A 13,698-nucleotide genomic window follows, 5' to 3' on the forward strand; every position below is an offset into this window, starting at 1 on the left:
GCTCCCATGGACCGCCATGCCAAGGGCAGACTGCGTGTGCTGCTGCATAGCGGAGAACAGGGCAACCGGGACATCCCGGCCTTCCCTGCGCAGTGGTTGGAACGGCTTATGTCGTGCTCTCCCCGGGGAGCGTTGCACTATTGCCCCCGTCGCCTTGCGGATCACTGATGCGCAGGCCCGGTCGGGCCGCCGCATCACCGCAACACTTAGCGCACAGACCCCGGGCGCCAGGACCACACGATTTTGCCGTACGCCGATCGCACCGGTCGTGTGCGCGACGGCCTTGCTCACGGTTGCCCGCCCTGCAAGACCCTTCGCGCCGATGCCATCGGCGTCCACCGCCGCCCGGCCCGCGTTCGTGACGATCGCGATACGCCCCTCTTCCTTGGGCCGGGTTGCGCGACACATACGTCATTTCCGAATTTCGGTAAAGAGGAATATTTTCGGCGGCGCGGGTTGACCGAGGGCTTGTGTGTTTTGCCCGTCAGGCAACGCAAGCTGTTGATGCGCCGGGTGCGTTAGCGGGCGACCGCGCGCAAGCGGGGGCGGCCGCTAACCCACCGATTGGGCAACTTGCGCAAGAAGCGGTGGATTACGCTTCGCTAATCCACCCTACCGGTCTTGCTCACGCCTCGCGCAGTTCAGACGGCGTCGCGCCGAAGCGCTTGCGGAAGGCGCGATTGAAATAGGACAGATCGGCGAAGCCCGAGGAATGTGCGATGTCGCTGATCTTGCGCGCCCTGGCGCGGGGATCGCCGAGCAGCTTGCGTGCCTGCAGCAGACGCTGCTCCAGCACGAATTCGGTGAAGGTCGTGCCGGCCTGCTCGAACAGACGTTGCGCCTGACGCGGGCTGAGCCCCGAGCGCGTCGCGACCTCGGACAGGCACAGATCGTTGCGGCCGAGCGCGGCCATCACGTCGGCACGCATCAGGTCGAGCCGCGCCGCCGCGTGGCCGCGGCCGCGCGCGAGACTCGCGTGCTCGGCATCGGTGCCGAGCAGGAGGCCGACGAGATCGACCATGTGCTGCGCGGTCAGGCGCTGGCCCACCGCGTCGAGATGCGGCGCGTGATTGGCGGCGAGCGCATGGTAGCGGAAGATGGTCTCGGCGACGGCGCCGTCGGAGAGCACTTGCGACAGCTTGCCCTCGGCGCGCGGATTGATGTCGAGCAGCGCGCGGCGCGGCATGCGGATGCTGGTGAAGCGGTCCTCAATGGTGTGCCCGACGGTGCCGGTGATGCTCATGTCGACGAGCACCATCTGGGCGGGCGCAAGCTCGACGGTGTGGCCGTTCTGCCCGACGCGGACGCGGCCGGCATGGGCGGCGATCAGGACGAGGTCGTCGCTGCCGTCGGCGAGATGGCTCTGGGTGCGGGAATATTGCGCGGAGGCGCCTTCGGGAATGACGAGCGTGATGTTGTCGACCACGCTGACCTGGAGCCGGCAATCGATGCTGTCACCATGGCTCGGTCCGATGTCGAGGCCGCAGGGACCGACGGCCCGCTCGCGCCAATGCTCGAACGCCGCACCCTGCGGCAGTCCCGTATATTGGTGAACGACGATGCCCGGCGTTTTCGCTGCATCCATTTGATCTCTAGCCCCTCTTTCGGCTCCGCGATCGGCGGCGCCGACTGCAATTTCCGGAAATTTGACGCCACGGATTGCGGCGAGGTTCAAATCGGGGGCCGATTCAGGGGGGCTTGTCGGGATGCGACGGCGGGATGGACGCTGGCGACAGGGATCTTGTAGCCCGCACGGAGCGCAAGCGGAATGCGGGACGGCGGCCCCGGATTACGCTTGCGCTCCATCCGGGCTACGGCACCTATTTCTTCGCGGGCGCCTGCGGCTGGGACGGCGGCACGGTCTCGATCAGCTTGCCGGAAAACACCGGGGCCGAGGTCGGCCGGCCGTCGGGTGAGCCGCCGGCCTGCTCGACGGTGACGGCGTAGATCGCGGCGTTGACGATCTCGGCATCGTAGGAGGCGAGCAGCGGACGCGCGGTGAAATCACTGGCGCCGATCACGCCGAGCGAGCGCGGGCGCGGCAGCTTGTCGGAGATCAGCCAGAGCTCGAAGCTCTTGCCGGGCTCCGGCGTCGCGCCGACCTTGCGCACCGTGAAATTGCGCGTCGCGCCGTCGACGGTGAGAATGAAAGCGGGACCGCCGGCCTGGCCCTGCAACAGCGCGACATATTGCGCGGAGGCGGCGAGCGGCGCGGCGGGCGCCTTCACTTCCACGGTCTGGATGCGCGGAGCGGGACGCAAGCCGTTCGGCAGCGCGTCGGGCAGGAAGATCTGGAGCGACAGCGTCACGAGCAGCGCCGCCGCGAGCGCTCCGGCGACGGATGCGATGGAGCGCCAGCGTTTGACGCGGCCCTCGAGGCGAATCACGTTGCCATCGTCGACGACCGCCGCCTGCGGCGCGCGCGCGACGGCTAGATCCGGGGCATGGACCTGCGGGATGAATTGCGGCGCGACGTCGGGAAGCGTATCCGGCTCCGGTCGCGGCATGTCCGGCGGCGCGGCCTCGGCCTGCGACCCCGCCGGTGTCGGCGAAGCCTCCGTCGCCGGCTCTGCTGCCTCCGCAGCGGGCAGCCCCGGTGCAGGCGGAGGTGGCGGCGAAGCTTCCGCAAGCGCGGGCGGCTGCTGCGCCTGCGCCGTGCGCGCGATCTCGGCCCTGATGTTCTCCCACACGATCGGCCGCGGCTCGATCGAGCCGACCATCTGGTTGAGACCGCCGAGCCGGAAGGACCAGGCCTGCACGACCGCGGCGAACGCCTCGTCCACCGCCATCATGGTCTCGACCTGCGCGCGCTCGTCGGCATCGAGCGTGCCGAGCGCATATTCCGCGGCGAGCGCGATATGGTCCTCGGTATAGGCCATCACGTTCCCTCACCTCTCCCGAAGGGAGAGGTCGGATCGCATCGCAAGATGCGGTCCGGGTGAGGGGTTACGCTCCCACATGAAAGCTGCGGCCCCTCACCCGGCGCTACGCGCCGACCTCTCCCCGACGGGGAGAGGTGGATCGTCGTTGCCGCTCTGGTTCGTGCCACTCTCATCATCCTCTATAGTCCGAGGCACTCCCGGATATCCAACATGCTGCGCCGGAGCCACGTCTTCACCGTGTTGACGGGGGCTGCGAACTTCTCCGCCAATTGCTCGCGGCTCCAGCCGTTGTAATAGGCGAGAAGCACGAGCCGCTGACGGTCCGGCTCGAGCCGGCCGATGCATTCCAAGAGCCGCTTCAGCTCTTCGGTCATCTCCCGGCGCGCCAGCGGGTCGGGACTGTCGGCCGCAACCTCCATCGCCTGAGGCTCTTCCTCGATGGAGGTCTCCGACTTCTTGCGGACGACGTCGATCGCGCCGTTGCGCGCAATCGAGGCCATCCACGTGATCGGCGACGACAGCGCCGGATTGAACCGGCCGGCGCCGTTCCAGATCTTGACGTAGGTCTCCTGAATGACCTCCTCTGCGAGATCCTGCCGGCGCAAGATACGGAGCACGACGCCATAGAGTTTCGCGCGCGTGGCGGCGTAGAGGCGCTCGAACGCGGCCTGATCGCCCTTCGCCACCGCCTCGATCAACCCGACCAGTTCTGCTGGCGTCAGCATTCAGCCCCCTGACACACGGTCCGCCGCTTGCCGTCACCTCTCCCCGATGGGGAGAGGTTGATTTGCGCAGCAGATCGGGTGAGGGGGCGCAGGGCTAACGGGGGACCGTCACCCCTCACCCGGCGCTCCGCGCCGACCTCTCCCAAGGGGGAGGTGGGCACCGCCGTCGCTGGCACAGCATTCATCCCCACCACCATAGCGCGCGGCCAAGCCGACCACCAAGGGGCGCGGCGCCACGCTGTGGACAGCACATGCGAAAACCCGGACCTTGCGGGTCCGGGTTCTGCGGATTTCTTGGTAGCCTTGCTTGTCGGCCGTCAGGCGACGGCGCCGATCCGGGCGCGCATCAGGCCGATGCTGTCGAGGTCGGCCTGCTCGCGGGCATTCTCTTCGGCGCGCTCGCGGGCCTGGTCGCGCTCGTCGAGCAGCTCGACCTTCTTCAACTCCTCGAAGGCCTCGGCCAGCGCGGCCTTGGCTTCGTCGAGCTGGCCCTTGAGCTCGTCGGCGGAGCGGGTCAGGTTCTCGCGGCGCTGGATCGCGGCCTTGGCGTAGGTCGGGTAGGCGAAGTGCGAGGGATCGTTGATCCCGGCGCGCTCCTGCTCGGTCTGGATCTCGCGTTCGAGATCGACCGACATCCGCTGGAAATCGGCGATCATGGTCTCGATCTGGGTGACCCGGCGGCGCTTCTCGTCGACCTGAAACTTCTTCAGGCGAATGAGGGTATCTCGTGACTTCATCGACTCGTACTCCCCAGAAGTCCCCCCGCTGCACGTGGGACGATACCGGTCACCCCACGGGCCCGATGGAGGCCCAGACCGGCTCTGCTACTCTGTGGGATCGGATGATGACCGGACAAAGTTAGCGTTCCGTTTCCAAATTACCGAGGATGTGAGCCAACTGGCGGTAGCCGTCTGCCAGTGACGCATTTTCGTCCTTGCGCTGGCGCAGGAAGGCCTCCAGCGGCTCGTGCAGGCGGATTGCCTCGTCGACCTCGGGGCTGGAGCCGGCCCGGTAGGCGCCGAGCCGGATCAATTCCTCCATGTCGGCATAGGTCGCCATCACCTGGCGCGCCTTCTGGATGACGGGCCAGAATTGCGGATCGGCCGATTTCGGCATGGTGCGGGAGACGGATTTGAGGATGTTGATCGCGGGGTAGCGGCCGCGCTCGGCGATCGAGCGCTGCATCACGATGTGTCCGTCGAGAATGCCGCGCACGGCGTCCGCGATCGGCTCGTTGTGATCGTCGCCGTCCACCAGCACCGTGAAGATCGCGGTGATGGCGCCCTCCCCCAGGCCCGGGCCGGCGCGCTCCAGAAGCTTCGGCAACTCGGTGAAAACGGTCGGCGTATAGCCCTTGGCCGTCGGCGGCTCGCCGGCGGACAGGCCGATCTCGCGCTGGGCCATGGCAAAGCGCGTCACCGAGTCCATCAGGCACAGCACGTCCTTGCTCTCGTCGCGAAAATATTCGGCGACCGCGAGCGTCAGATACGCCGCCTGGCGTCGCATCAGCGCCGGCTCGTCGGAGGTCGCGACCACCACGACGGAGCGCGCCAGGCCCTCCTCGCCGAGGTCGTCCTGCAGGAACTCCTGCACCTCGCGGCCGCGTTCGCCGATCAGCCCGATGACGCTGACATCGGCGTCGACGTTGCGCGCGAGCATCGACAGCAGCACCGACTTACCGACGCCGGAGCCGGCGAAGATGCCCATGCGCTGGCCGCGGCAGCAGGTGAGGAACGTGTTCATCGCGCGCACGCCGAGATCGAGCGGGTTGCCGACGCGCTTGCGCGAATGCGCCGGCGGCGGCGTATTGCGGAACGGCATCGGCGAGGCGCCTTGCGGCAGCGGTCCCTTGCCGTCGATCGGCTCGCCCAGCGCGTTGACGACGCGGCCGAGCCAGGCCGACGAGGGCCGCACCAGATTGGCGGCGTTGGCGATGACAGCCTTGCAGCCGCGGCGCACGCCGTCGAGGCCGGCGAACGGCATCACGACGGCATTGTTGCCGGAGAAGCCGATCACCTCGCAAGGAATCGAACGGTTGGCGCCGGTCTCGATCACCAGCCGCGCGCCGACCGACATGGCGTGAATGGGACCGGCCACCTCGACCATCAGGCCGCGGACGCCGACCACGCGGCCGTAAATATTGATGCCGTCGATGTCGCCGATCTGTTCGGCAAGAGCCTTCATCGGGAAGCCTTCATCAGGAGCGCGCGTTCAATATGAGGGCCTTCATGTAATGGGTCGCCTTCGCGAATTCCCGGCCGCCGCAGCGATCCCCGGGACTTCACGGAGGAAACCTTAAGTTTCGCCATATTTCTGAACGCCGCTTAACTTCGTGTTTACCCGCATCATTAATCATTGCGTCACTGTCTTTGTGACTGAGCGTGGCTCCCCTTCAGAAGAAGGCTGAGTCGCGGGAGTCGGTTAGGCCCGTCTCTTAAAGTGGAACTTGAACGGAGCTGGGTGACGAAAGCTGCTTCACCGCAAGACCTTAGGGCGATTCGACAAAAATTGCACCCGAGGGACTTGCGTTCCAGAATCAGGATTTGTTAACCATCTGTTGTCAGGATCCGAATCAGTTGTTCAAAGGCGTTTTGTTGAGTGCCGCGAATGCGGCCGACCTGACGCCCAGGAGCGGCGACTATGGGGAACTGGCATGCGCGTTTTGCTGATTGAAGATGACAGCGCCGTCGCGCAGTCGATCGAGCTGATGTTGAAGTCGGAGAGCTTCAACGTCTACACGACCGATTTGGGGGAAGAAGGCGTCGATCTCGGTAAATTATACGATTACGACATTATCCTTCTCGACCTCAACCTGCCCGACATGTCCGGATACGACGTGCTCAAGCAGCTCCGGGTCTCCAAGATCAAGACACCGATTCTGATCCTCTCCGGCCTCGCCGGCATCGAGGACAAGGTCAAGGGTCTCGGCGTCGGCGCCGACGACTACATGACCAAGCCCTTCCACAAGGACGAGCTGGTGGCCCGCATCCACGCGATCGTGCGCCGCTCCAAGGGCCATGCCCAGTCGGTCATCCAGACCGGCGACCTCGTCGTCAACCTCGACACCAAGACGGTGGAAGTCGGCGGCCAGCGCGTGCATCTGACCGGCAAGGAATACCAGATGCTGGAGCTGCTCTCGCTCCGCAAGGGCACCACCCTCACCAAGGAAATGTTCCTCAACCACCTCTATGGCGGCATGGACGAGCCGGAGCTGAAGATCATCGACGTCTTCATCTGCAAGCTCCGCAAGAAGCTGGCCAACGCCTCCGAGGGCCGCAACTTCATCGAGACCGTGTGGGGCCGCGGCTACGTGCTGCGCGAGCCGCACGAGGCCGACGAACGCATCCCCGCCTGACCTCTATAGGGTTACGTCGCGAGCCCTCGGGCTCGCTCCTCCCAGCCTGGACCCCGCCGCAAATGGCGGGGTTTTGTTTTTGGGGGACGGGATTTCTCCCTCTCCCGCTTGCTTGCGGGAGAGGGTCGGGGAGAGGGTTTCTCCACATCGGGACAATCCCTGTGTGGAGAGAGCCCCCACCCGGCGCTCCGCGCCGACCTCCCCCGCAAGCGCAGGGCTATCGCATATGGGAGCGATCTCGCCCGTGGCCATCCTTCGAGACGCCCGCCGTTGGCGGGCCCTCAGGATGAGGACCAGGTGCGCGGCACCAGTCTCAACGAGCACCGATGCTGCTTAGCCTCATCCTGAGCCGCCAGCGCCAAAACCGGCACTGCACACGGACCATGAACACGGTATCGTTGGCTGCGGAGCGCCGCCGGGAGACAGTGTGGCTGCTTGATCCTCTGGTGCGCCTGGTTGCCCGGCAGATGCTGTCCAGGATGCCGAAGGCACCGGCAACGCCGGCGCAACGCGTCCTGGACTGCATCGAGCACGGCGCTACCATATCGCTCAAGGGCGATCTCCCCTTGACCACGGGTAGGAGGTCCTACGGCGGCTACGCTTCCGGCACACCCTCGACGAACAGCAGCCGGCGTTCCAGCGCCGTCTGCCGCAACTTGAGCACCTCGGCATATTCCGGCGAGGCGTACCATGCCTTCAGCCTCGCCATCGACGGAAATTCGACGATGACGATCGCCTTCGCCGGGAGGTTGCCTTCGGCAAGCTCGGCCTTGCCGCCACGGGCGAGATAACGTCCGCCGTACTGCGCGATCGTCTTCGCGGCGAGCGTGCGATAGGCTTCGAATCCGCCCGCGTCGCACATCTCGACTTCGGAGATCACATAGGCTGTCATGCGCGGCCTCAGGCAATCGTATTGACGATACCGCCTTCTGCGCGCAGCGCCGCGCCGTTGGTGGCGGATGCCTGCTTCGAGGCGACGTAGACCACCATGTTGGCGATCTCGTCGACGCCAGCAAAGCGCTGGAGCAGCGAGCTCGGGCGATGCTGCTTGACGAAATTGGCGGCGGCCTCGTCTACCGACTGGCCGTTCTGCCTGGCGAGATCCTTCACGAAAGTCTCGACGCCCTCCGACATGGTCGGGCCCGGCAGCACGGAGTTGACGGTGACACCGGTGCCGCGGGTGAGCTGCGCCAGGCCGCGGGCGACCGAGAGCTGCGCCGTCTTGGTCATGCCGTAATGGATCATCTCGACGGGAATGTTGAGGCCGGACTCCGAGGAGATGAAGACGATACGGCCCCAATTGCGCTGGAGCATGCCCTTCATGTAGGCCCGCGACAGCCGCACGCCGCTCATGACGTTGACCTCGAAGAAGCGGCTCCAGTCCTCATCGGGAATGTCGAAGAAGTCCTTGGGCTCGAAGATGCCGGCATTGTTGACGAGGATGTCGACGTCCGGCAGCGCCGCCACGAGCGCCTTGCAGCCCGCGGCGGTCGAGACGTCGGCGGCGACGCCGCGGACCCTGGCGCCCGTCCCTTCCAGCTTGCGCACGGCCGCATCGACCTTGTCCTGGCCGCGGCCGTTGATCACGACGCTGGCGCCGGAGGCCGCCAAGCCTTTGGCGATGGCATGGCCGATGCCGGCGGTCGAGCCGGTCACCAGGGCGGTTTTTCCGGAAAGGTCGATGTTCATGTAATATCTCCATCAGATCGATGACGTGGATATCGGACGCGGTACACCGGCCCGCAATCGGAGCTCACCAATCAGTGAGGCGCTCGGCGCCGTTCCGGCAGCAATGGGGCGCCCCGGCTCGACCGCAGGTGGAATGATTATTGCTAACCCAGACCCGAGCATCCTCGCTCATGCGAACACGGAAGGACGAAGCAATGAAGAGAACCGCCCTCACTGTTACGCTCGGGTTGCTCGGCCTGATGGGCAGCAATTCGCTCGCGCCAGCGCAAGCGGTCTACCCGGACAAGGCCCTGCAATTGGTCGTCCCCTTCCCGCCCGGCGGCGCCTCCGACGTGGTGGCGCGCATCATCGGCGGCGAGTTGGAGACGCGGCTCGGCAAGCCCGTGATCATCATCAACCGCCCCGGCGGCGGCACCACGATTGCGGCCAAGGAAGTCGCGCGAGCGGCGCCGGACGGATACACCGTGTTCTTCAGCTCGAACTCGAGCTTCACGCTGCCGGCAGCCGTCAAGGAAACCGTGCCTTACGACGCGGCCAAGGATTTCGAGCCGCTCGGCCAGGTCGGCAAGATCACGCTGGTGCTGGTCACCTACAAGGACAATCCGGTCAAGGACGTGGCTGCGCTCGTCGCTGAAGCCAAGGCCAATCCCGACAAGCTCTCGCTGGCATCCTTCGGCGTCGCGACCGTCTCGCACTTTGCCGGCGAATTGTTCAAATCGGCGGCCGGGATCAAGATGGTCCACCTGCCCTACAAGGGCAGCGCGCCGGCTATGAACGACCTCATCGGCAAGCACATCCAGTACCACGTCGACACGGTGATCGCGGTCAAGCCGCAGATCGAGGCGGGCACCGTCAAGGTGCTCGCCGCGTTCTCGGCCAAGCGCACGCCGTTCCTGCCTGACGTGCCGACACTCGCCGAACTCGGCTATGGCAACATCGACTTCGCCTCATGGGGCGCCGTGGTCGCTCCCAAGGGCCTGCCGCCGGCCGTTCACGACAAGCTCTCGGCAACGCTGGAGGAGACGATCAAGAATCCTTCCGTGGCCGAGCGCTTCGCCAAGGTCGGCTTCGAGCCCGGCTTCGCGCGCTACAGCGATTGGGCGGGAGCGATCGGCAAGGAGACCGCCGACATGAAGGACATCGCGCAAAAGGCGGGGATCAAGGAGGAATAGTCAGTCCCGCGCATCGGCGCAGGTCCCAGACGCAAAAACGGCGCCCGAGGGCGCCGTTTTCAATCCGTATCCGCTGAGTGGCTTACGCCGCCTCGGCTTCCTTTTCCAGCACGGGGCCGGAATCCTGGCCCTTGGCATCGACGTCGCGGTCGACGAACTCGATCACGGCCATCGCGGCGTTGTCGCCGTAGCGGAAGCCGGCCTTGATGATGCGGGTGTAGCCGCCCTGGCGGTCCTTGTAGCGGGTCGCCAGCGTGTCGAAGAGCTTCTTGACCATGTCGACGTCGCGCAGCTCCGAGATCGCCTGGCGGCGCAGCGAGAGGCCGCCCTTCTTGCCGAGGGTGACGAGCTTCTCGACGATCGGACGGAGCTCCTTGGCCTTCGGCAGGGTGGTGACGATCTGCTCGTGCTTGATCAGCGCGGCCGCCATGTTGGCGAACATCGCCTTGCGATGCTCGGCCGTGCGGTTGAGCTTCCGATGAACCTTGCCGTGACGCATGTGAGTAGTCCTTCTCGATTGTGTCGCGGTGGTTCAGCGACTGGTTTCAGGTGGGCTTCCTGCGTTCGCCCTGTGAGTCATTCCGGGGTGGCTCGCAGAGCCGAACCCAGAATCTCGAGGTTCCGGGTTCGATGCTCGCGCATCGCCCCGGAACGACAAAATCAGTAATGATCCTCGAAGCGCTTGGCGAGCTCGTCGATGTTCTCCGGCGGCCAGCCCGGCACTTCCATGCCGAGATGCAGACCCATCTGGGCCAGCACTTCCTTGATCTCGTTCAGCGACTTGCGGCCGAAGTTCGGGGTGCGGAGCATTTCCGCTTCGCTCTTCTGCACGAGGTCGCCGATATAGACGATGTTGTCGTTCTTCAGGCAGTTGGCCGAACGCACCGACAGCTCGAGCTCGTCCACCTTCTTGAGGAAGGCCGGGTTGAAAGCGAGGTCCGGGATGATCTCCTGGGCGACTTCCTTGCGCGGCTCTTCGAAGTTGACGAACACGTTGAGCTGATCCTGCAGGATGCGGGCGGCGTAAGCCACCGAGTCATCCGGCGAGATCGCGCCGTTGGTCTCGATCGTCATGGTCAGCTTGTCGTAGTCGAGGATCTGGCCCTCGCGGGTGTTCTCGACCTTGTAGGAGACCTTGCGGACCGGCGAGTACAGGCTGTCGACCGGGATCAGGCCGATCGGCGCATCCTCGGGACGGTTGCGCTCGGCGGGCACGTAGCCCTTGCCGGTGGCGACCGTGAACTCCATGCGGATCTCGGCGCCCTCGTCGAGGGTGCAGATCTGCAGGTCCGGGTTGAGCACGACGACGTCGCCGACGGTCTGGATGTCGCCGGCGGTGACGACGCCCGGGCCCTGCTTCTTCACGACCATGCGCTTGGGGCCTTCGCCCTGCATCTTGATCGAGATGTCCTTGATGTTGAGCACGATATCGGTGACGTCCTCACGGACGCCCGCGATCGAGGAGAACTCGTGCAGCACGCCGTCGATGTGCACCGACTGCACCGCCGCGCCCTGGAGCGAGGAGAGCAGGATGCGGCGCAGCGCATTGCCGAGCGTCTGGCCGAAGCCACGCTCGAGCGGCTCGGCGACGATCGTCGCGAAACGCGAGGAATCGCTGCCGGGCGTAACCTGGAGCTTGTTCGGCCGAATCAGTTCTTGCCAATTTTTCTGGATCGTCACTGTTTCACCCATACAGGCCAGTCGAACTGCCATTGCAGACACTGGCGTTGGAGAAAGGCCGCAGGTCGCACCCGCGGCTTCTTGCAAAGTCGTTGCGGGCGCCGATGCGCCCGCAACTCGTAAAAATCAAACGCGACGACGCTTGCGCGGACGGCAACCGTTGTGCGGGATCGTGGTCACGTCGCGGATCGAGGTGACGGTGAAGCCGGCGGCCTGAAGCGCGCGGAGCGCCGATTCGCGACCCGAACCGGGACCGGCGACTTCGACTTCCAGCGTGCGCATGCCGTGCTCCTGCGCCTTCTTTGACACGTCCTCGGCGGCAACTTGCGCGGCGTACGGGGTCGACTTGCGCGAGCCCTTGAAGCCCATCGTGCCGGCGGAGGACCAGGCAATCGTGTTGCCCTGCGCGTCGGTGATGGTGATGGTCGTGTTGTTGAACGACGAGTTCACATGCGCGACGCCGGAGGCGATGTTCTTGCGCTCACGACGACGAACGCGGGTGGCTTCCTTGCCCATTGAGTCCCTTTCCTGAAGATCTCAAACGCCGCCGTAATGCCAGCGGCTACACCTGTGGAACGAAAGGCGCGCGGCGACCGGCTCATCCCCGGTTCGCCGCACGCCGCGATTGGATTCGAAAACTTACTTCTTCTTGCCGGCGATGGCTTTCGCCGGACCCTTGCGCGTGCGCGCATTGGTGTGGGTGCGCTGGCCGCGCACCGGCAGACCGCGACGATGACGCAGACCGCGATAGCAGCCGAGGTCCATCAGACGCTTGATGTTGATACCGACCTCGCGGCGCAGGTCGCCCTCGACCAGATAGTCGCGGTCGATCACTTCGCGGATCTGGAGCACTTCAGCATCGCTGAGCTGATTGACGCGACGATCCACGGGGATCTTCACCTTCTCCAGGATCTCACCGGCGATCTTCTGACCGATACCATGGATGTACTGGAGCGCGATCAGCACGCGCTTGTTGGTGGGAATGTTCACGCCGGCAATACGGGCCACGGCCTTCTCTCCTGTTGCCGATCCTCGTCAGGATCGGGCTTTAAGTGCTTGTGTTCTCGGGCAGGTGTTCACAAACGCGAACACGACGCCCTCCCCCGGTCTTCCTGGGGCCCGGCATCGTCTGAAACTATCCGACTTGGATGCGGGGCTTATTAGGGGATTCCGGGGGCTTTCGTCAACCGCTGCTAGCGCTTGGCTCGCTTTTTCGTGACCTTTTTTGCAGCCTTCCTGGCACCCTTCTTGACCGCCTTCTTGGCGGCCTTTTTCACCGCTTTCTTGACGGTCTTCCTGGCCGCCGTCTTGCGACCCTTGACGGCCTTCTTGGCCGCCTTTTTGGCGGATTTGGCCGGTTTGGCGGCCTTTTTGCCTGCTTTCACCGCCTTTTTGGCCGATTTCTTCGCCGCCTTGGCCTTCTTGGCCGGGGCGGCCTTGGCCGCGCTCCTGGTCTTTGCCTTGGTCTTGGCCTTGGTGGCTTCCTTGGTCTGCATCTTGGCGTCAGCCGCGCCCAGTGCCTGGAGCTGGCGATCGATGGCGCGGGTGACCTCGTCGATGGCCATCATGCCGTCGATGGTGGAGAGCTTCCGACGCTCGGAATAGTAGTGAATCAGCGGTTCCGTCTGGCTGCGGTAGCTGGCTAACCGCTTGGTCAGGACCTCCGGCGTGTCGTCGAGACGGACCTCCTCGCCGCGCTCCCGCATCTGGGCGACGCGGGTCTCGACCCGGTGCAGCAGCGCGCTCTCGTTGACACGGAGCTCGATCACGGCGTCGAGCTTGAGACGCTTGTCCTTGAGCAACTGGTCCAGCGCCTCGGCCTGCGGCACGGTGCGCGGGAAGCCGTCGAGGATGAAACCGTTCTTGGCGTCCCGCTGGTCGATGCGATCGGAGATGATTCCGACGACGACCTCGTCGGGCACGAGGCCGCCGCTGGCCATGATCTCCTTGGCCTTCAACCCGACCGGCGTTCCGGCCGCCACCGCGGCACGCAGCATATCGCCGGTCGAGAGCTGGACGATGCCGTAGCGCTGCACCAGCAGCTGCGCCTGCGTCCCCTTGCCCGACCCCGGCGGTCCCAGAAGTATAATTCTCATCGGCGTACGCCCCCCGGATTGGTGAGCGATACGTCGCGCACCCGTGTTTGAAAAATCGAGAACAGTGCAAACCACAATCGGCGCTGCACCGCTACCCTA

General features: G+C 65.2%; 14 protein-coding genes. 2 read left to right on the top strand and 12 right to left on the bottom strand.

The features are described from left to right. Positions 1-625: 625 nt before the first annotated feature. From DCM80_RS03835 to fliI, 5 genes are all read right to left on the bottom strand, one after another. A complete protein-coding gene (locus DCM80_RS03835) occupies positions 626-1,585 on the bottom strand; it encodes an AraC family transcriptional regulator (RefSeq protein ID WP_257195834.1) in 960 nt (319 codons plus the stop codon). Positions 1,586-1,820: 235 nt separating this feature from the next. After that, positions 1,821-2,879: an anti-sigma factor domain-containing protein gene (locus tag DCM80_RS03840; RefSeq protein ID WP_257197864.1), complete on the bottom strand. Its 1,059-nt coding sequence runs from the start codon at positions 2,877-2,879 to the stop codon at positions 1,821-1,823. A gap of 182 nt (positions 2,880-3,061) precedes the next feature. Further along, complete coding sequence (locus tag DCM80_RS03845) at positions 3,062-3,607, bottom strand: sigma-70 family RNA polymerase sigma factor (RefSeq protein ID WP_257178130.1); 546 nt, start codon at positions 3,605-3,607, stop codon at positions 3,062-3,064. Positions 3,608-3,924: 317 nt separating this feature from the next. Further along, entirely contained in the window at positions 3,925-4,344 is a 420-nt protein-coding gene (gene fliJ, locus DCM80_RS03850) for a flagellar export protein FliJ (protein WP_011084990.1), read from the bottom strand. A 121-nt stretch (positions 4,345-4,465) separates the two neighbouring features. Next, positions 4,466-5,791, bottom strand: a complete 1,326-nt coding sequence (gene fliI, locus DCM80_RS03855) for a flagellar protein export ATPase FliI (protein WP_257195835.1) — start codon at positions 5,789-5,791, stop codon at positions 4,466-4,468. 469 nt (positions 5,792-6,260) lie between these two features. Here fliI and ctrA point away from each other — a divergent pair, with 469 nt between their 5' ends. After that, positions 6,261-6,962: a response regulator transcription factor CtrA gene (gene ctrA, locus DCM80_RS03860; RefSeq protein WP_016848562.1), complete on the top strand. Its 702-nt coding sequence runs from the start codon at positions 6,261-6,263 to the stop codon at positions 6,960-6,962. 595 nt (positions 6,963-7,557) lie between these two features. On the opposite strand, the gene DCM80_RS03865 is transcribed toward ctrA, so the two are convergent. Together DCM80_RS03865 and DCM80_RS03870 are read right to left on the bottom strand one after the other, a co-directional pair. After that, on the bottom strand, positions 7,558-7,854 hold the full coding sequence (locus DCM80_RS03865) for a DUF1330 domain-containing protein (RefSeq protein WP_257195836.1): 297 nt from the start codon (positions 7,852-7,854) through the stop codon (positions 7,558-7,560). A gap of 8 nt (positions 7,855-7,862) precedes the next feature. Next, entirely contained in the window at positions 7,863-8,651 is a 789-nt protein-coding gene (locus DCM80_RS03870; protein ID WP_257195837.1) for an SDR family NAD(P)-dependent oxidoreductase, read from the bottom strand. Between the two features lie 194 nt (positions 8,652-8,845). On the opposite strand from DCM80_RS03870, the gene DCM80_RS03875 reads away from it, so the two are divergent. After that, the gene (locus tag DCM80_RS03875; RefSeq protein ID WP_257195838.1) at positions 8,846-9,823 is read left to right on the top strand and encodes a tripartite tricarboxylate transporter substrate binding protein; all 978 of its coding nucleotides are present in this window, start codon (positions 8,846-8,848) and stop codon (positions 9,821-9,823) included. Positions 9,824-9,905: 82 nt separating this feature from the next. On the opposite strand, the gene rplQ is transcribed toward DCM80_RS03875, so the two are convergent. The 5 genes from rplQ to DCM80_RS03900 all read right to left on the bottom strand — a co-directional run bounded on the left by rplQ (position 9,906) and on the right by DCM80_RS03900 (position 13,599). After that, entirely contained in the window at positions 9,906-10,322 is a 417-nt protein-coding gene (gene rplQ / locus DCM80_RS03880; protein WP_225128122.1) for a 50S ribosomal protein L17, read from the bottom strand. A 161-nt stretch (positions 10,323-10,483) separates the two neighbouring features. Beyond that, a complete protein-coding gene (locus DCM80_RS03885; protein WP_049820165.1) occupies positions 10,484-11,515 on the bottom strand; it encodes a DNA-directed RNA polymerase subunit alpha in 1,032 nt (343 codons plus the stop codon). Positions 11,516-11,629: 114 nt separating this feature from the next. Further along, a complete protein-coding gene (gene rpsK, locus DCM80_RS03890; RefSeq protein WP_007603045.1) occupies positions 11,630-12,019 on the bottom strand; it encodes a 30S ribosomal protein S11 in 390 nt (129 codons plus the stop codon). A 123-nt stretch (positions 12,020-12,142) separates the two neighbouring features. Further along, entirely contained in the window at positions 12,143-12,511 is a 369-nt protein-coding gene (gene rpsM / locus DCM80_RS03895) for a 30S ribosomal protein S13 (RefSeq protein WP_008549231.1), read from the bottom strand. A gap of 185 nt (positions 12,512-12,696) precedes the next feature. Continuing rightward, positions 12,697-13,599 carry an adenylate kinase gene (locus DCM80_RS03900; protein WP_257195839.1) on the bottom strand — a complete coding sequence of 301 codons (903 nt, stop codon included), beginning with the start codon at positions 13,597-13,599 and terminating at the stop codon, positions 12,697-12,699. Positions 13,600-13,698 lie beyond the last annotated feature (99 nt).

The organism is Bradyrhizobium sp. WBOS08 (genome assembly GCF_024585125.1).
GTDB classification, from domain to species: domain Bacteria; phylum Pseudomonadota; class Alphaproteobacteria; order Rhizobiales; family Xanthobacteraceae; genus Bradyrhizobium; species Bradyrhizobium japonicum_B.